An 18,777-nucleotide genomic window follows, 5' to 3' on the forward strand; every position below is an offset into this window, starting at 1 on the left:
TCTCTTCGCAGTTTGGTCGCTACGAAGTAAAGGGGTAACACAGCCATGCATGCACCGTTTTTGGGATTGAAAGTTAACACCATCCTAATTCGTTTACAAGCAAAATTTGAGGGGAAGGGTCAGGGTCTGACCTCTGATTCGTAATTTTTTCCTTGAATCGCGGGACGATGGTCGTGCCGGAGGCAGGCGCGCCCCTGCGTGCCGGCCACCGCCAGGCGAATCCACCGCTTTTCGATGCGGCTTAGTAAAAATTTCTAATCAGAGGTCAGACCCCGGTTGTGGGCTCCGGTAACAATTTCTGATTAAAGCTCTGACCCCGGTTGTAAGGGGGTGCCGCGGGGAGCGTTAGGACGATTCATTCGGCGTGCGGCGGCCGCTTATTTGTAGACGCCCGATCCCACCATCATGTCGTCCACCCGTTCGATATAGCCCGACTTGTTCTCGACCGCCTTGGTCACCGGATTGGGCCATTTGAAATCGACCCAGCCTTTGCCGGCGGGGGACTTGGCCAGGTCGGCCATCTCTTTGATCATCAACTTGCCGTTGCTGTCGGCTAGCGCCATCAGGTTTTTGCCGACAATCTTGGGATTGTTGCCGTGCGCGAGGCTGACGCCGTTCAGGTCGTATACGTAGACGTACAGATCGCGGTCGTGATACTCCTTGTTGGCCGTGTCGCTGATGGCCGCGAAGCCCTTGGCTTTGTCGGTCTTGATCAGCGCGATGGCTTTCTTGACCATCGCAACCGCTTCGTCGGCACTGCCTTTGTCGGCCGACCACGCCGCTCCCGGCAGGGCCAGCAGGACGACGCTGAGTAAGCTTGCGGAAAACAGTGTTCTCATCAATACACTCCCCATCTCGAAAATGGCGCGTTGTTGCGTGGAACCATTATGCCGAGGTTCTTTTGCTTGTCAGTCACTTCCCTGAAATTTCGCGTTCTGGCGAACGAATACATGCGCAAAAACCACAGTATTTTCTGAACTGAATTACCTACAGCCGATTTGGCAAAACGTCATCTTTTGCCTAGGTTGAATCGTCAGAAAACAACATTAAAGACGGCAAAATTGACTTGTATGGTTAAGTTGTTTGCTTCCCCGTAGGGTTCATGCGAAATTTGTCATCACTCATACATATAAATGGGTTTCAAAAACAAGAGTCAATTTTTCCATGGACGAATATCTCACCTGGAGTTATCTTGAAAAAACACTTTGTATTGAAACAGAGCGTCCTCGCCGTCGCGCTCACCTTGGGTTCCTCGCACATCGTTCTCGCGCAACAGGCTGCCGCGACGCCGACCGCCACCGTGTATATCACCGGTTCGAACCTGAAACGCATCGACAAGGAAGGCGCCCAGCCGATCCAGGTCATCACTGCCAAGGATATCCGCGACAGCGGCGCCGCCACCGTCACGGAACTGATGCGTAAAGTGCCGTCGATGGGCAGCGACGTCAACCTCGACACCAACGACGGCGGTTTCTCGCGCGGCGCGTCGACCGCCTCGCTGCGCGGCCTGGGCTCGACCTCGACCCTGATCCTGCTCAATGGCCGGCGCATGACGCCGGCGGCCTATGCCGATCCGAACAAGGGTAATTCGACACTGTACGATTTGAACTCGATTCCGCTGTCGGCCCTGGACAGGGTGGAAATCCTCAAGGATGGCGCCTCGGCCGTGTACGGCTCGGATGCAATCGGCGGCGTGATCAACTTCATTACCAAGACCAACTACCAGGGCACCGAGGTAGCGGCCCGCGCCAGCGCCAATGATGATGGCAAGTTCGCCCGCAAAGGCGCTAACATCTTCTGGGGCAAGGGCGATGTGGAAAGCGATGGCTACAATGTGTTCATTACCGCCGACGTGTCCAACCGTGATCGTGTGAAACGCGCGGACGTCAAGGACATCGAATTCGAGACCTACCAGCAGATCAATGGCCGCTTCGCCACGCCGTACGGCAGCACGGTTTCCGGCGTGACCTCGTTTTACCGTGAAAGCGCGCCGGGCAGCAAGAACTTCGCCGTCAACCGTACCAATATGGCCGATCGCCTGGTCACCCGCACCACCTGCGATCCGTCGCAGCAACTGGTCGGCGCCACCAATATGGGCATCGTTCCCACCAGCGTGTTCATCGGGCGCACCTTCTGCAACTACGACACCACCCAATTCCTCGAAGGTATCGGCGACGGCAAGGATGCCAGCGTCATGACGCGCGGCGTGTTGAAACTGGGCCAGAACGCCAAGGCCTTCGCCGAAGCGGCTTACTCGCGCACCGAGCGTGCCTACACCGGCGCCCCGATTACCATCGGCCAGTCCGCGACGACCAACTTTACCAGCGAGAGCGTGGGGCAACCCTACCAGACCATCCTGGAAATCGGCCACCCCGACAATCCGTTCCCGGATGCACGCGCTTCGGTCGGCCACCGCTTTGTGAATCTGCGCGGCGGTTCCAAAACCCTGAGCGACAATACGCGCGTGCTGGCGGGACTGCAGGGCACGCTTGGCAGCTGGGATTGGGAAACGGCCGTGCTGTACAACCAGACCACCAAGGAAAACACCGATTACGGCCGCCTGTACCTGCCGACCTTGCGCAAGATTAATGCTGGCGCGACCATTGCGTCCATCAGCGCAGATCCGAGCGTCGGGCATGACGTGGTCAGCGACGACAAGGCCTCGATCCTGCAATGGGATGGCAAGGTCAGCACGCAGTTCGGCCAACTTGGCGGCGGGGCGATGGGCCTGGCGGTGGGCGCCGAATTGCGGCGCGAAATGATCAAGCTGATGCCCGATCCGGTGCTGCAGCGCGGCGACATTTTCGGCCTGGCCAATACCAAGATCGACGGCGAACGCGACATCAAGTCGGCCTTCATCGAGCTGCGCACGCCCTTCCTGAAGAACGTCGAGATGGACTTCGCCGGCCGGGTCGACAAGTACCCGGGCATCAAGACCAATTTCGTGCCGAAAGTGGGCGCCAAGTGGACCGTGACCGACAGCCTGGCGCTGCGCGCTACCTATGGACGCGGTTTCCGTGCGCCGGCGCTGGTGCAGGTGACGCCGGGCGGCGCCCAGTTTTTTCTCACTAACATCGCCGATCCGCGCCGCTGCGAGCCCGATGAAGAAACCCCGCGCGATGGCGCGACCGAACTCGATTGCAATAAGTCGGCGGCCGCCACCGGCGGCGCCAACCCCGACCTGGTACCGGAAAAATCGAAGAGTATTTCCTTCGGCCTGTTGTTCTCGCCGACCTCCTATCTCGACATTGGCCTCGATTTCTACAAGATTCGCAAGGAAGGTGAAGTCGCGCTCGGCCTGGCCGCGGACGCGCTGAAGAACGAGGCCCGGGTCCCTGGCAACGTGTTGCGCGACCCGAACCCGGCCAACTGGGTGCGTGACGCCAACGGTAACGTGATCCAGAACAGCGGTCCGCTGCTGATGGTCAAGACGCCATGGATGAACCAGGGCGCGACCGAAGTACGCGGCGTCGATCTGGACGTGGCTTTCCGCAAGAACCTGGGCGAATGGGGAACGCTCAACTCCAAATTGACCTCGACCTTCCTGGATTACTATGCCCTGGCCGGTACTGCGGGCGATCCCGAACGCAACCTGGCCGGCACCAGCGTCGGCTATGCGGACTGGAACCTGAGCGGTAACGACCAGCCGCGCTGGAAGACGTCGCTGTCGTCGTCGTGGAGCCATGGCGCGCACGCCTTCAATGCCAGTATCGACTACACCGGCCGCGTATCGCTGCTGCGCCGCTATAACAGGGAAGTGACCTACGACCAGCCGTTCTGCCAATACGGCACGCGCAAGGATAGCGACGCCGAGGCCAATCGCGATACCTCCATGCCCCTGTACGAAGCGTATTTCCCCGAGTGCTCGATCAACAGCTGGACCCGTTTTGGCGTTGGCTACACCTATACCGGCATCAAGAACCTGACCTTGAACCTGAACATCCAGAACGTGCTCGATACCAAGGCGCCTTACGATCCGATCTATGGCGTCAACACCTCGGCCCAGCCGCTGGCCGGCTACAACGAGGGCTTGCACAATCCTTACGGCCGCTACTTCCAGCTGACGGCGCGCTACGCGTTCTGATCTGTTGCGGCGGTAGCTGAACAACCCGGCCGTGGCGCCGGGTTTTTTTCGCCTGTGCAGCGTGACATTTCGTGTGGAAAACAATGGAAATGTCGGCATATGGTCATTTTTGTGAATTCCTCTTGGCCCTCAATCCACCTTTGTGTGACGGTGCCAGGTCTGACATTTAGACACGGCCTCATCAGCATCTGTGACGGTGCCAGATCTGGCATTTAGACACGGCCTCATCAGCATCTATATCTTGAATGAAAAAAGCCGCGCCCAACCCCTGCTCGCTGAAGCCGGGTGTCGGGTGCGGCTCTTTTTAGCTGCCGGGATGGCAGCGAGAAAGCTACTTGATCCGAGAGGACCAGCGCTCGGCCTCGTACTTGATGATCATTCCTTCCAGCAGCTGCCGGATGACGGCCTGCTGCGGCTCCGGCATGCCGGCGATGGCCTGGAACTGCAGGGCCAGGTTGGCGTCCGGCGCCAGTTCGCTCTCCGCGAAAATCAGAAAGTCGGTAGGCATGTTGCCCAACAAGCGGAATCGGCAATATACCTCCATTTTCATATAACCAAAGATGATTATCTTCGTGTTCATGGGCTTTTGGCTTGTATATACTTGCCGTATGAAGTATCCCAACGGAAACTAGTTGCAAACACCAGACGGCAACACTGCAGGCTGTCGAGCACATCCTGCAGTCACGTTTTGTCGATCCTCCAGATCGATCGCCATACCGGCATCTGGTCAGGCGAGCGCCACCTACTATCAATAAACACACTAGGAAATACCGATGCGAAAGCAGTTAATTGGCCAAGGAGCACTGGCGATGTTGTCGCTCGGCGTGATCGCCACGACGCACGCGCAGCAGGCACCGGCAACCACGGCCAGCACCGACGCCGCCGCCCGCGCCGCAGCGCGCCAGGCCGCCGGGACCAGCACTTCCGAACAAATCGACAAGGTCGAGATCACCGCCACCCGCGCCATCAATGCGGTCGACGTGCAGCAAGTCCCGGCCGCCATTACCGTCCTGCAACCAGAAGGCCTGGCCAAATTTGGCCTGGGCAAGCTGTCCGACATCGCCAGCCTGGTGCCCGCCATGAGCGTGCAGGAGCAGGGCGCCGGGGTGAACAACATCACCATGCGCGGTCTGGTCGTGCGCGGCATCGTGCCGTCCGAAATCCAGGATTCCTCGCTGGTGGCCGTGTACGTCGACGAGATGCCGGTGACCCTCAAGTCCGGCAACCCGGACCTGAAAGTGCTGGACCTGGAACGCATCGAAGTGCTGCAAGGCCCGCAGGGCACCCTGTTCGGCGCCAGTGCCATGGCCGGCGCGGTGCGCCAGATCACGCAAAAGCCCGATACCACGGACCTGTTCGGCTCCGTGGAGGCAGTCGGCTCGCGCACGTCTGGCTTCGGCGGCAACAACGGCAAGCTGCGCGGCATGGTCAACATTCCGCTCAAGGCGGACGTGGCCGGCCTGCGCCTGACCGGCTATACCGGCAAGGATTCCGGCTATATCAAGAACGTCTTCAACGGCGCTATCACCAATGCCGTCTCGACCAACCAGGGCCGCGCCGCGCTGCGCATCCGCGCCTCGTCCGACTTGGTGATCGACGCCAGCGCCACCGCCTCGAACATCAAGGGCGGCATCAACGATGCCTATTCGAAGCTGGCGCCGTTCACCACCTTCGCGCTGCTGCCGCAACAGAGCAACGATTCGCTGCAACTGTATAACCTGGCCGTGAACTACGACCTGGGCGGTGCGCAACTGGTGTCGTCGAGCTCCTACCTGCACCGCGATACGCGTTATATGCAATCGGCCCAGTATCCGGCCACGGCGTTCATTTTCAGCGGCAAGAATCCGCTGATGGCGTCGGCGTATACGATCGGCAATGCGGTGACCGACTTTGCGCAAGAGTTCCGGCTCAATTCGAAAAGCAGCGGGCCGTTCAAGTGGACAGCCGGCGCGTTTTTTGAAACAGGCGAACGCAAGCTGCGCCAGGAGCAACCTACCGCAGGCTTCGACGCCCGTTTCGGTGAGACCCGCAACTTCCCCGGCTACAATTCGCAAAGCAACGACGGCGCCAGCACGCCGAACAACTATTTTTCGGGCCGGCAAGACACCAAGTCGCACCAGGTGGCGCTGTTTGCCGAAGGCACTTACACCGTGTTCGAGAAACTCGACCTGACCGCCGGCCTGCGCCTGTTCAAGGGCACCCAGGATTTCGACCTGCATTTTTCCGGCCTGTTCGGCAACCTGGTGGGCGCCACCCCGGCGGCGCCCGTCGGCAGCCCGGAGACGAGCAGCAGCAGCGCCACCGCGCAGGGCGCCAATCCGCGCCTGGCGGCGGCCTACCATCTGGACCAGGATCACCTGCTGTACGCCAACGCGGGCAAGGGTTTCCGCTACGGCGGCAACAACCAGCCGGTGCCGTTCAACTTTTGCGGGCTCAATGCGCCGTCCACCTTCGCGCCGGACAGCCTGTGGAGTTACGAAATCGGTTCCAAGAACACCCTGTTCGAGCGCCGCATGACCCTCAATGTGAACGCTTACCTCACCAATTGGGACGATGTGCAGGTGTTCAACAAACTGCCGTGCACGTATTACTTTACGCAGAACGCGGGCAAGATCCGCAGCGAAGGCGTGGAAGTGGAGGGCGCCTTCAAGCTGACGCGGCGCGCCAGCATCGGTTTCAATGCCGCTTACAACCATGCCTACGCGCGCAACGCGGTGGTGACCGGCATCGCGGCGCAGAACATTCCGGCCGGGGCGCGCACGCCGTATGCGCCGCGCGTGGCCGCCAGCGCCACCGTCAGCTACCGGATTCCGGTCGCCGGCACGGATGAAGTCGGTCTGGCCGCCAGCTATGCCTACAAGGGCAGCGCCTACACCAATTTTGCCGCCGCCCAGGGCAGCTATTCGGAAATTGCGTCGTCGAATACGCTCAACGCCACCTTGACCTACACCACGCGCGGTGTTGAAGTCGGCCTGTTCGGCACCAATCTGACCAACGGCAACAAAGTGAGCGATGTGACGACCAACAGCATCGCCATCCAGCCGGGCGATACCTTGTTCATGGCGCGTCCGCGCACAGTCGGCGTTCGTGTGAAATCGCGTTTTTGATGAGGATGTAGTTAACTTAAGCTCCGTCATTCCCGCCTGCGCGGGAAGTCATTTCTGCCAATGGCGGGAATGACGGAGCTGAGTTTCCGGGCAAAAATAACTTCGGTTGGAGTTGGTCTCAAAGCGCGCTTTCAACCCGTCTTGTAGTGCACTTACCGGGAGAACTTGCTTATGACAACAGCAGTGGCAAAGGAAGTGTGCACAAACTACATGGACGCCGCGCAACAGCAGCAAATGCGCGGCGAACGCCAGCGCTGGTTATGGCTGGCGGAGTGGCCCACCTGGCTGTTGATCGTCGTCATTCATGGCGGCTGGCTGGCCACCCTGGCGAACTGGCGCGCGCTCGGCACACCCGCCGCCACGGTGCTGATGATCTGGTGGTGCGCGTGGTACATGTCGCTTCAGCACGAACTGATTCACGGCCATCCGACCCGCTGGCCGACGCTGAACCGCCTGCTCGGCACGCTACCGCTGGCGGTGTGGTATCCGTATCAGTTGTATTGCGACAGCCATCTGCGCCATCACGTCGATTTCCACCTGACCATGCCGGCGCTCGATACCGAAAGCCATTACGTGTCGCCGGCGGCCTGGGCCGGCATGAGCAAGCCGCTGCAACAACTGCTGTGGTTTAACAAGACCTTCTGGGGCCGCATGCTGGTCGGCCCGGCGATCGCGATCACGTCTGCCTGGATCGAGGCCGTGCGCCAGCCCTTGCGCGGGGACTGGACCCAGGCCCACATGTGGCTGCGCCATGTGGCCATGCTGGTGGCGCTGCTGTGGGTGGTCGAGGCCGCGTTCGGCGTGTCGGCGCTGTATTACGTGCTGGCGATATCGTATCCGGCCCAGTCGCTGGTGATGATCCGCTCGTATTACGAACATCGCCCGGCGGAAAACCACAAGCAGCGCATCGTGCTCAACGAAGCGGGCTTCGTGTTCCGCCTGCTATATCTGAATAACAATTTCCATCTGGTACACCATGACTTTCCATCGCTGCCGTGGTATCTGCTGCCGCGCGTCTACCATGCGCGGCGCGAGGCGTATATTGCCCGCAGCGGTGGCTTTTACGTGCGCGGTTACGGCGAGCTGATGCGCCGCTTCGGCCTGACGGCGGTCGATGCGCCCGTGCATCCGCACATGGAGGAGTCAGGCCGATGAGGTGGAAAGTGGCTTTTCCGATGTATAAGGTGTCCGCCCGCGTTGCGGCAGGCTACGAAGCCCTGTCCGAGGCGCTGGTCGACGCGCTGCGCGCCGATGGCATGGTTGATGCCGTCGAATTCGAACGCGATCCCGTCTTGCCGGACTTCTGGAAGCGGCCCGACATGCTGCTCAGCCAGACGTGCGGCTATCCTTACCTGACGCAGTTGCGCGAACACGTTCATCTGCTCGCCACGCCGGCCTACGACCTTGAAGGCTGCGCGGGCAGCAACTACGCCAGCGCGCTCGTGGTGCGCGACGGCAGCGGCATCGCCACCCTGGCCGACGCGCCCGGGCGCAGGGCCGCCGCCAACGACATCGATTCCAACAGCGGCATGAACGCGCTGCGCCATGCGGTGGCGCCATTGGCGCGCGACGGGCGTTTTTTCAGCGGCGTGACATGGTCGGGCAGTCACCGCGCCAGCCTGGCGCTGGTGCAAAGCGGCGCGGCCGACCTGGCGGCCATCGACTGCGTCACGCTCGGCTATCTGCGCCGCGAGCAGCCGTCCAGCCTGGATGGCATCTCGATCCTGCGCTACTCGGCGCCATCGCCCGGCCTGCCGTTCGTGACGGGCGCCGCCGTGCCGGACGCGCTGCGACAGCGCTTGCGCGAGGCCTTGCTGGCGCCTGCGGCGGCGCTGGCCGAGCTGCTGCCGGCGCTGTCGATCGGCCACTTTGCGCCGTGCTCCACGCACGATTACGAACGCATCGGCGCGCTGCAGGCGGAGGCGTTCTCACGCGGCTATCCGCACCTCGCCTGATGGGCCATCAAGCGAACACCGCTTCCCACAACTGCCTGACCGGCGCGCTGTGCCTGGCCACCAGGGCCGCGTCCACGCGCGCATTGTCCTTGCCCTGCAGGCGCATCTGGTGCTGCAGCTTGCGCATGGCGCGATAGGCGTCGCCCACCGCCAGCGCCAGATCCGCGTCGATCAGCCCCAGGTCGGCGAACATGCGCAGCAGGCCGATGTTGCCGAGGTTGATGGTGAGCTGCGGATACTGCGCGCAATGGCGCAGCACCAGGTACTGCGACATGAATTCGACATCGATCATGCCGCCCACATCCTGCTTGAGGTCGAACAGGCCGGGGCGCGCCGGATAGGCGTCGTGCATCTTCTTGCGCATCTTCAGCACTTCTTGCTTGAGTTCGTCCGCGCGCGCGCTGCGGTCGGTGCGCAGCACGCGTTCGCGCACCGCTTCGAAGCGTTCGCCGATGGCCGCGTCGCCGGCGCAGAAACGCGCGCGCGTTAGCGCCTGGTGTTCCCAGATCCAGGCCGAATTTTCCTGGTAGCGCTCGAACGCGGCCACGCTCGAGACCAGCATGCCGCTGGCGCCGTCCGGGCGCAGCGCGGTGTCGATATCGAACAAGATGCCGGCCGAGGTGTGCGCCGTCATCCAGGTAATGAAACGCTGGGCCAGCTTGGCGTAGTTGCCGGGCGCTTCCTGGTCGTCGTCGTCGAACAGGAAAATCACGTCCAGGTCCGACACGTAGCCCAGTTCCTTGCCGCCCAGCTTGCCGTAGGCGATGACGGCGAAGCGCGGCACTTCGCGGTGGCGCGTGGAAATGGCTTGCCAGGCGGCGTCGATGGTGGCGGCGACGATGGTGTCGGCCAGCGCCGAGAGGTAATCGGCCAGCTTTTCCACGGTCAGTTCGCCCGCCAGGTCTTGCGCCAGCAGGCGGAACAGTTGCGCGTGGTGGGCTTCGCGCAAAATATCCATCTGGCGCTCGGTGTCGCCGGCGGCCGCGCCCAGTTGCTCCTTGAGTTCGGCGGCCAGGGCGGCGCAGTCGGGCACGGCGCTGCGCACGCGCTCATCTAACAGTTCGTCGAGCACGATCGGGTGTTGGGTCAGGAAGGTGGCGGCCCAGCCGCTGGCGTACATCATGCGGATCACGCGTTCCAGGGTGTGCGGATACTCGGTCAGCAAGGACAGGTAGGCCGAGCGGCGCGCGATGGCTTCGAAGAACGCCAGCAGGCGGGTGAGGGTCGAGCTGGCGCTGCCGGCGCCGGCTTCCAGCGCGGTCTTGCCGATCAGCGGCAGCGCGGCGTTGACCAGCGCCAGCAGGCGGGTGCGGCTCGCTTCGGGCAGGGCTTGCACCTTGCCGGACTGCCAGGTGCTCATCAGGCGCTGGGCGGCGCCGCCGGCGTCGTCGAAGCTGAGCGCGCGCAGGTGCGCTTCGATCGCTTCGCGGTTGTCGAGGTCGGCCCCGGCCCAGCTGCTGGCGCCCGGGTCGACCGTGTCGCCGGCCTGCTCGGACTTGTCGCTGAAGATGGCGTCGAACTGGGCGGCCACGAAATGGCGCTGTTCTTCCAGTTGCGCCAGCAGGGTGGCCACGTCGGGCAGGCGCATCATCTGCGCGATGACGGCGCGATCGGCGTCGCTGGCGGGCAGGGTATGGGTCTGGGCGTCGTCCAGGTATTGCAGGCGGTGTTCCAGGTTGCGCAGGAAGGCGTAGGAAGCGAGCAATTGCTCGACCGTATCAAGCGGCAGCAGTTCCTTGTCGGCCAGCACGCGCAGGGTGGCGCGGGTGGAACGGTCGCGCAGGGCGGCATCGCGCCCGCCTCGGATCAGCTGGAACACTTGCGCCAGAAATTCGATTTCGCGGATCCCGCCTCGCCCCAGCTTGACATTGTTGCTGCGGTCCGGATGCAGGCGTTCCTGGCGGTCGACTTCGGCGCGGATCTGGGCGTGCATGGTGCGAATCGCGTCGATCACGCCGAAGTCGAGGTAGCGCCGGTACACGAAGGGATGGACGATGGCTTCGAGCGCGGCGATGTCTTGCGGCGCGCCGGTGACGGCGCGCGCCTTGACCCAGGCGTAGCGCTCCCACTCGCGGCCCTGCACGATCAGGTATTCCTCGACCATGTTCAGGCTGGCGACCAGCGGGCCGGAGTTGCCGTTCGGGCGCAGCGCCATGTCCACGCGGAAGGTAAAGCCATCCTCGGTGATCTCGGACAGGGCGGCGATCAGCTTCTTGCCCAGGCGCGTGAAAAACTCGTGGTTCGACAGCTGGCGCTGGCCGGCCCCGGCGGCGGTGTCGCCATCTTCCGGGTAGACGAAGATCAGGTCGATGTCGGACGAGACATTCAGCTCGCCGCCGCCTTGCTTGCCCATCGCCAACACAATCATTTCCTGCGGCAAGCCCGATTCGTGGCCGACCGGCATGCCGTGGCTGGCCACCTGCTCGGCCATGAGGGCGGTGAGGTGGGTGCGGATGGCGAAGTCGGCAAACGCCGTCATGGTGGCCACCACTTCGGCCAGGTCGGCCTGGCCGTCCAGGTCGCGCTGTATCAGGCTTGAGACCAGCAGGTTGCGCAGGCGGCGCATGGCGCGCACGGCGGGAAGCGGCGGGGCGCCCGGTTTGGCGTCGTCCACGGCCACGCGGGCCAAGCCTTGCGCCAGATCAAGCTGGTCGAGCGGGCCGGCGCTGATGCTGGCCACAGCGCCGGCGCGGCTTGGATCGGCCGCCAGCCAGCGTTGATAAAAGCGCGACAGCGGTGTCAGGGAGGCTGGATTCATTGGTTGGCGTCAGGAAAGGGTAAGTGAAAGTCGGGTTCGGTGGCGCTTGTATAAGGTAAAATTACCATGGGCCGCGCTACGGTGAGGATCAGGACGATGGTAAGGGAGCCGGCGCGATTCGCGCAAGCCTTACCTTATTGCACTACATTTGGATACGGCGGGACCCTTTATCAGCTTATTGATGCATACACCGGAAGCACAGGCTCCCGCCGAGCACCTGCCCATCGCAGAGCGCTGGCGGCGGCTGCGTTCCGCCTATCGGGCCTGCAATCGCGCCACCCATCACGTGCTGGGCTTCACCATCAAGCTGGCGCTGCTGGTGTATTTTCTGTTCACCATCGTGTTCCTGGTGCTGCGCTACCTCATCCTGCCGAATATTGACTATTACAAGGGCAATATCGAGCGCATCGCCAGCCGCGCGCTGGGCAGCGACGTCACCATCACCCGCATCTATGCGTCCTGGCGCGGCTTGCGCCCGAACCTGTTCCTGGGCGACGTGATCCTGCGCGACCCTGCCGGCCGCCAGGTGCTGAGCCTGCCGAGCGTGTCGGCCACCCTGTCGTGGTGGAGCGTGCCGACCCTGGAACCGCGTTTTTACTCCCTCGAAATCATTCGCCCCGACCTCGACATCCGGCGCGACGCCAGCGGCCAGCTGTTCGTGGCCGGCATGCCGATCAAGCAGGGCGAGCGCGGCGACGCCGGCGGCGCCGACTGGGCCTTCAAGCAGCGCCAGATCCTGATCCGCGAAGGGCGCGTGCAGTGGACCGACCAGTTGCGCGGCGCGCCGGTGCTGGCGCTGGAGAACGTCGACGTGGTGCTCAAGAACCGCTGGCAGCACCACCGCTTCGGCCTGCGCGCCACGCCGCCGGCCAGCCTGGCCGGGCCGCTCGATGTGCGCGCCGACTTCGCCCATCCGCGCTTTACGGCGCGCATGGCCGACATGCGCCAGTGGAAAGGCGAGCTGTACGCCGACCTGCCCGATACCGACCTGGCCGCCTGGACCCCCTACCTCGATTACCCGGTCAAGGTGAGCCAGGGCCAGGGATCGGTGCGCGCCTGGCTGAGCCTGGACCGGGCCAAGCTGGCCGGGTTTACCGCCGACGTGGCGCTGGCCGGCGTCAGTGCGCGCCTGGGGCGCGACTTGCCGGCGCTGGCGCTGGCGCGCGTGCGGGGCCGCTTGTCCGCGCGCGAAACCTTTGCCGCCGGCAGTAATCAAGGCACCCCGGCCTTCGGGACGCACGGGCACGAAGTGACGCTCACCGATTTTTCCCTGCTCACCGCCGACGGCCTGAGCCTGGCGCCGACCACCTTGTCCGAGTCCTACACCCCGGCACGCGGCCAGGCGCCGGAGCAGGTGAAAGTGAGTGCCCGCCAACTCGACCTGGAAACCCTGTCGCGCCTGGCCGGCCAATTGCCGCTGACCGCTGTGCAGCGCCAGTTGCTGGTGGACGGCGGCCTGCGCGGCAAGGTCAGCGATTTTTCGGTGGAGTGGCAGGGCAAGTTCCCCGACCTCGCCAGCTACCGCGTGCGCGGCAAGCTCGACGGCCTGGGCATGCGCGCCCAAGCGGCCCGGCCGGCCGTGGCCAGGACCGGTTCGAGCCCGACGCGGGCGGCGTTTCCGCCGATTCCCGGCATCGAGAATTTGTCCGGCGTCCTGGACGCGAGCGAGAAGGGCGGCACGCTGACCCTCAGTTCGCAGCAACTGGTGCTGCAACTGCCGGCCTGGTTTGCCGACCCGGCCATGGCCTTCGATCAATTCGACGCGCGCGCGCGCTGGACCTTTGCGCCCGAGAACAAATTGCTGGTGCAACTGGAGCGCCTCGACTTTGCGCAAGGGACGCTGACCGGATCGCTGTCGGGCACGCACCAGATGACGTTGGGAAGCCAGGCCGGCAAGCCGGCCGACATTGTCGACGTCAGCGGCACCTTGTCGGGCTTTGCGATCAACACCATCGGGCGCTACCTGCCCCTGAAAACCCCGGAACACCTGCGCGGCTGGCTGACCGGCGCGCTGGAAGACGGCATGGCGCAGGACGCCACCTTCCGCCTGCGCGGCGACCTGGCGCACTTCCCGTTCCGCAGCAATACGCCGGGCGAGCGCAAGGGCGAATTCCGGGTCGGCGGACGCCTGGAAAACGCCAGGCTGAACTACGCGCCCGGCCATTTCGCGCCCGATGGGGTGGCGCCGGAGTGGCCGCAGGCCGAGCAGATCAACGGCAGCTTTTTGTTCGACCGCACGCGCATGGAAATCAAGGGCGACACGGCGAAAACCCGTGGCGTGGCGCTGAGCGCGGTCAAAGCCGTGATCGCCGACCTGGCCGACCCGGACAAGGTGCTGGAAATCGACGGCAATGCCGCCGGGCCGATGCAAGACTTCCTCGGCTACGTGGAAGCGAGCCCGGTGCTGAACTGGATCGGCCGCTTTACCGAACACACGCGCGCGACCGGCAACGCCAAGCTGGGATTGAAACTGCAACTGCCGCTGGCCCACCTGATCGAATCGAAAGTCCAGGGCACCTTGCAGCTGATGAACAACGACGTGGTGCTGTTCGATCCCTTGCCGCCGCTGCAGTCGGCCATCGGCAAGCTCGAATTTAACGAAAAAGGCATCAACCTGAACGGCGTCGGCGCCAGCTTCCTGGGCGGGCCGCTGGCGCTGACCGGCGGCACGCAGCGCGACAATGCGATCGTGATCAAGCTGGCCGGCACGGCCACCGCCGACGGCATCCGCAAGACCTATCCGTCGGCCGCCTTGCGGCACGTGCTGGGGCTGGTCTCGGGCGCCGCCCGCTACAACGGCGCGGTGGTGGTGCGCGATCACCAGGCCCAGGTAACGGTCGACTCGACCCTGGCCGGCATGGGCGTGGAATTGCCGGCGCCGCTCAACAAGACGGCCGCCGACAGCCTGCCGCTGCATTTCACCCTGACCGGCTTGGCGGGCGCCGACCCCGGCGTGGCGCATGACGAGATCCGGCTGGCGCTGGGCCCGAACATCAGCGCGCGCTACCAGCGCAGCAAGCTGGGCAAGGGAGCGTGGAAGGTCGACAGCGGCGGCATCGGCGTGAACGTGCCGGCCCCGATCCCGGACAGCGGCCTGATGATCAATGCCGATATGAAAACCATCAACGTCGACCAGTGGATCGCGATCGGCTCGTCGGTGGCGCACGCCGCGCCCGAGTTGGCCGGCGCACCGGCGGCCGCCGCTCCGGGCGAGGGCATCGACCTGGCCCAGTACGTGGTGGCCGATGTGCTGGCCGCGCGCGCGAACGAACTGATCATCAGCGAACGCAAGCTCGACAACGTGGTGGTGGGCGCCTCGCACGTGAAAGATACCTGGCAGGCCAACGTAGATGCGCGCCAGGTGGCCGGCCACGTCACCTGGGCCGAGGGGCCGAGCGGCCAGGGCCTGGGCAAGGTCACGGCGCGCCTGGCTTCGCTGATCATTCCCGAATCGGCCGCCGCCGGCGTGAAAGACTTGCTCGAAGGCGGCAAGAGCGCGGCCGCCACCATTCCCGCGCTCGACATCGTGGCCGAGCATTTCGAGCTGTTCAACAAGAAACTTGGGCGCCTGGAACTGGTCGCCAGCAACGCCCAGCTGGCCAGCGGGCGCGAGTGGCAGATTAACAGCTTGCTGCTGGCCAATCCCGACGGCGTGCTGCGCAGCACCGGCAAGTGGGTGACCGGGGAAGGGCACAGCAACACCAGCCTGAAGTTCGTGCTCGACATCGAGGATGCCGGCAAGTTGCTGGACCGCTTCGGCTTCCCCGAAACGCTGCGGCGCGGCAAGGGCAAGATGGCGGGCGAGATCGCCTGGAATGGCTTGCCGTATTCGCTGGACATCCCTAGTTTGTCGGGCAAGATCGAAATGGGCGTGGCGTCGGGCCAATTTCTCAAGCAAGACCCGGGCGCGGCCAAGCTGCTGGGCGTGCTGAGCCTGCAAATGCTGCCGCGCCTGCTCAAGCTCGATTTCCACGATGTGTTTTCGGAAGGGCTGGCCTTCGACGGCATCACCGCCAACGCCAGCATCACGCGCGGGGTGGTGCGCACCGACAATCTCAAAATGCATGGCGTGGCGGCCACCGTGCTCATGGCGGGCACCGCCGACATTGCCAACGAGTCGACCAACCTGCATGTGGTGGTGATCCCCGAATTCAACCTGGGCACCGGCCCGCTGGTGTACGCGCTGGCGGTCAATCCGGTGGTCGGGCTGGGCAGTTTTCTCGCGCAACTGTTCCTGCGCGCCCCCGTGATGAAGGCGCTGACCTACGAAATGCAGATCACCGGCCCGTGGAAGGCGCCGGTCATCACCAAGCTCGGTGCGCCCAAAGGCCCGCCGCCGCTGGTGCTGCCGGCGACCAACGTGAAACCCGAGACGAACTAAACAGAACGACCGACTGAACAGAACGACCGACCGGAGAGCGAGACATGACGAGCGTGGCCGCAGTACAGATGATCAGCACCCCCGATGTCGCCGAGAATATCGCCACGGCGCGCCGGCTGGTGGGCGAGGCGGCGGCGCGCGGCGCCACCCTGGTGACCTTGCCGGAATACTGGCCCATCATGGGCATGAGCGACACCGACAAGGTGGCCCACGCCGAGGCGCCGGGACAGGGGCCGATCCAGGCTTGCATGGCGCAACTGGCGCGCGAGCACGGCATCTGGCTGATCGGCGGAACCTTGCCGCTGGTATCGCCGGACGCCGGGCGCGTCATGAACACCACCCTGGTGTACGACCCGCAGGGCGCGCCGGTGCAGCGCTACGACAAGATCCATTTGTTCGGCTTTACCAAGGGGCTTGAAACCTACGACGAGGCGCGCACCATCGTGCCGGGCGAGGCGGTGGTGGCCTTCGAGGCGCCGTTCGGGCGGGTCGGCTTGTCGGTCTGCTACGACTTGCGCTTTCCCGAGCTGTACCGGGCCATGGGCGAGTGCGCGTTGATCGTGGTCACCGCCGCGTTCACCCACACCACCGGTCTTGCGCACTGGGAAGTGCTGCTGCGCGCGCGCGCCATCGAAAACCAGTGCTACGTGCTGGCCTCGGCCCAGGGCGGCACCCATGTGAACGGGCGCCGCACCTTCGGCCACAGCATGCTGATCGACCCCTGGGGCGAGGTCAAGGCGGTGCTCGACGAGGGCGAAGGCATCGTCAGCGGCGCGCTCGACGCCGCTTTCCTGGCGGGTGTGCGCGAAAGCTTGCCCGCACTTAAGCACAGAAAGCTGTGAACCACGCTGTGAGCTACCCTGTGAGCTACTGTAACAGGCCGACTATGGCACAATGGCTGATCCACATTGAAAGACCCGCAAAATGACACCGTTCGAACCGAATCTCTCCTCCCTGGCTGTCGCGCGCGATGTGCTGCTGACGCCCTTTGGCCTCGACGAAGGCAAGCTGCTCAGCACCCTGGGCACGATGTTCACCCACAAGGTCGATTACGCCGACCTGTATTTCCAGTTCACCAAGAGTGAAGGCTGGAGCCTGGAAGAAGGCATCGTCAAGACCGGCAGTTTCTCGATCGACCAGGGCGTCGGCGTGCGCGCCGTGTCCGGCGACAAGACCGCCTTTTCGTACTCCGATGAAATCTCGGAACGCGCCCTGCTCGACGCGGCTGCGGCCACGCGCACCATTGCGCGCGCCGGCGCCGGCAAGATCAAGGTGGCGTCCTCGATGACCCCGGTGGGCGGACGTTCGCTGTACCTGCCCAACGATCCGCTGGCCTCGCTCGACGCGACCGCCAAGGTCAAATTGCTCGAACGCGTGGAAAAAATGGCGCGCGCCAAAGATCCGCGCGTGGTGCAGGTCATGGCCGGCCTGGCCGGTGAATACGACGTGGTGCTGGTGGTGCGCAGCGATGGCGTGCTGGCGGCCGATATCCGTCCGCTGGTGCGGGTCTCGGTGACCGTCATCGTCGAGCAGAACGGCCGGCGCGAAATGGGCTCGTCGGGCGGCGGCGGACGCTTTAACTACGCTTACTTCGACGATGTGGTGCTCGAGCGCTACGCCGACGAAGCGGTCAAGGCGGCCGTGGTCAACCTCGACGCGCGTCCGGCGCCGGCCGGGCCGATGACCATCGTGCTCGGGCCGGGCTGGCCCGGCGTGCTGCTGCACGAAGCGATCGGCCATGGCCTGGAAGGCGACTTCAACCGCAAGGGGTCGTCGGCGTTTTCGGGACGCATCGGCGAGCGCGTGGCCGCCAAGGGCGTCACCGTGGTCGATGACGGCACCCTGGCCGACCGCCGCGGTTCGCTCAATATCGATGACGAAGGCAATCCGACCCAGTGCACCACCCTGATCGAAGATGGCATCCTGAAAGGCTACATCCAGGACACCATGAACGCGCGCTTGATGAAGATGCCGGTGACCGGCAACGCGCGCCGCGAATCGTTTGCGCACCTGCCGATGCCGCGCATGACCAACACCTATATGCTCGGCGGCGACAAGGACCCGGAAGAAATCCTGGCCTCGGTCAAGAACGGCTTGTACGCGGTCAATTTCGGCGGCGGCCAGGTCGATATCACGAACGGCAAGTTCGTGTTCTCGGCCAGCGAAGCCTACATGATCGAAAACGGCAAGGTCACCTATCCGGTCAAGGGCGCGACCCTGATCGGCAACGGTCCGGACGTGCTCAACCGCGTATCGATGATCGGCAACGACATGCGCCTTGATTCGGGCGTGGGCGTGTGCGGCAAGGAAGGCCAGAGCGTGCCGGTGGGCGTGGGCCAGCCGACCCTGCGCATCGAAGACGTGATCGTGGGCGGTACCGCGTAAAGCGCGCACGTCAGCGCACGCAGTCGGCGCCAGCGGTGCCGGCGCTGACCTTGCTCAAGATCGTTCCCGACGGGCGCACTGATGGTGCGCCCCTTGCGTTTGCGCTC

General features: G+C 64.0%; 10 protein-coding genes. 7 read left to right on the plus strand and 3 right to left on the minus strand.

The features are described 5' to 3' along the window. Positions 1–377 precede the first annotated feature (377 nt). Positions 378–839 carry a cache domain-containing protein gene (locus F2P46_RS23790; RefSeq protein WP_166894862.1) on the minus strand — a complete coding sequence of 154 codons (462 nt, stop codon included), beginning with the start codon at positions 837–839 and terminating at the stop codon, positions 378–380. A gap of 353 nt (positions 840–1,192) precedes the next feature. Between F2P46_RS23790 and F2P46_RS23795 the strand changes: the two genes are divergently transcribed. After that, the gene (locus tag F2P46_RS23795; protein ID WP_166894864.1) at positions 1,193–4,084 is read left to right on the plus strand and encodes a TonB-dependent receptor; all 2,892 of its coding nucleotides are present in this window, start codon (positions 1,193–1,195) and stop codon (positions 4,082–4,084) included. Between the two features lie 331 nt (positions 4,085–4,415). Here F2P46_RS23795 and F2P46_RS23800 read toward each other — a convergent pair whose 3' ends face one another. Then, positions 4,416–4,592, minus strand: a complete 177-nt coding sequence (locus tag F2P46_RS23800; protein ID WP_208296750.1) for a hypothetical protein — start codon at positions 4,590–4,592, stop codon at positions 4,416–4,418. 265 nt (positions 4,593–4,857) lie between these two features. Between F2P46_RS23800 and F2P46_RS23805 the strand changes: the two genes are divergently transcribed. From F2P46_RS23805 to F2P46_RS23815, 3 genes are all read left to right on the plus strand, one after another. Next, positions 4,858–7,191: a TonB-dependent receptor gene (locus F2P46_RS23805; RefSeq protein WP_166894866.1), complete on the plus strand. Its 2,334-nt coding sequence runs from the start codon at positions 4,858–4,860 to the stop codon at positions 7,189–7,191. A gap of 171 nt (positions 7,192–7,362) precedes the next feature. After that, positions 7,363–8,346, plus strand: a complete 984-nt coding sequence (locus F2P46_RS23810) for a fatty acid desaturase (RefSeq protein ID WP_166894868.1) — start codon at positions 7,363–7,365, stop codon at positions 8,344–8,346. 20 nt (positions 8,347–8,366) lie between these two features. After that, positions 8,367–9,146 carry a phosphate/phosphite/phosphonate ABC transporter substrate-binding protein gene (locus tag F2P46_RS23815; protein ID WP_166894870.1) on the plus strand — a complete coding sequence of 260 codons (780 nt, stop codon included), beginning with the start codon at positions 8,367–8,369 and terminating at the stop codon, positions 9,144–9,146. A gap of 7 nt (positions 9,147–9,153) precedes the next feature. On the opposite strand, the gene glnE is transcribed toward F2P46_RS23815, so the two are convergent. Beyond that, positions 9,154–11,904, minus strand: coding sequence for a bifunctional [glutamate--ammonia ligase]-adenylyl-L-tyrosine phosphorylase/[glutamate--ammonia-ligase] adenylyltransferase (glnE, locus tag F2P46_RS23820; protein ID WP_166894872.1), 2,751 nt, complete (start codon positions 11,902–11,904; stop codon positions 9,154–9,156). A 181-nt stretch (positions 11,905–12,085) separates the two neighbouring features. Between glnE and F2P46_RS23825 the strand changes: the two genes are divergently transcribed. The 3 genes from F2P46_RS23825 to tldD all read left to right on the plus strand — a co-directional run bounded on the left by F2P46_RS23825 (position 12,086) and on the right by tldD (position 18,670). Then, positions 12,086–16,285: a YhdP family protein gene (locus F2P46_RS23825; RefSeq protein ID WP_166894874.1), complete on the plus strand. Its 4,200-nt coding sequence runs from the start codon at positions 12,086–12,088 to the stop codon at positions 16,283–16,285. Positions 16,286–16,329: 44 nt separating this feature from the next. Next, positions 16,330–17,127, plus strand: a complete 798-nt coding sequence (locus tag F2P46_RS23830) for a carbon-nitrogen hydrolase family protein (protein WP_166894876.1) — start codon at positions 16,330–16,332, stop codon at positions 17,125–17,127. An 82-nt stretch (positions 17,128–17,209) separates the two neighbouring features. Beyond that, positions 17,210–18,670, plus strand: a complete 1,461-nt coding sequence (gene tldD, locus F2P46_RS23835) for a metalloprotease TldD (RefSeq protein ID WP_166894878.1) — start codon at positions 17,210–17,212, stop codon at positions 18,668–18,670. Positions 18,671–18,777 lie beyond the last annotated feature (107 nt).

The sequence above is a fragment of the Massilia sp. CCM 8734 genome, assembly GCF_011682155.1.
Lineage (GTDB): Bacteria > Pseudomonadota > Gammaproteobacteria > Burkholderiales > Burkholderiaceae_D > Telluria_A > Telluria_A rubra.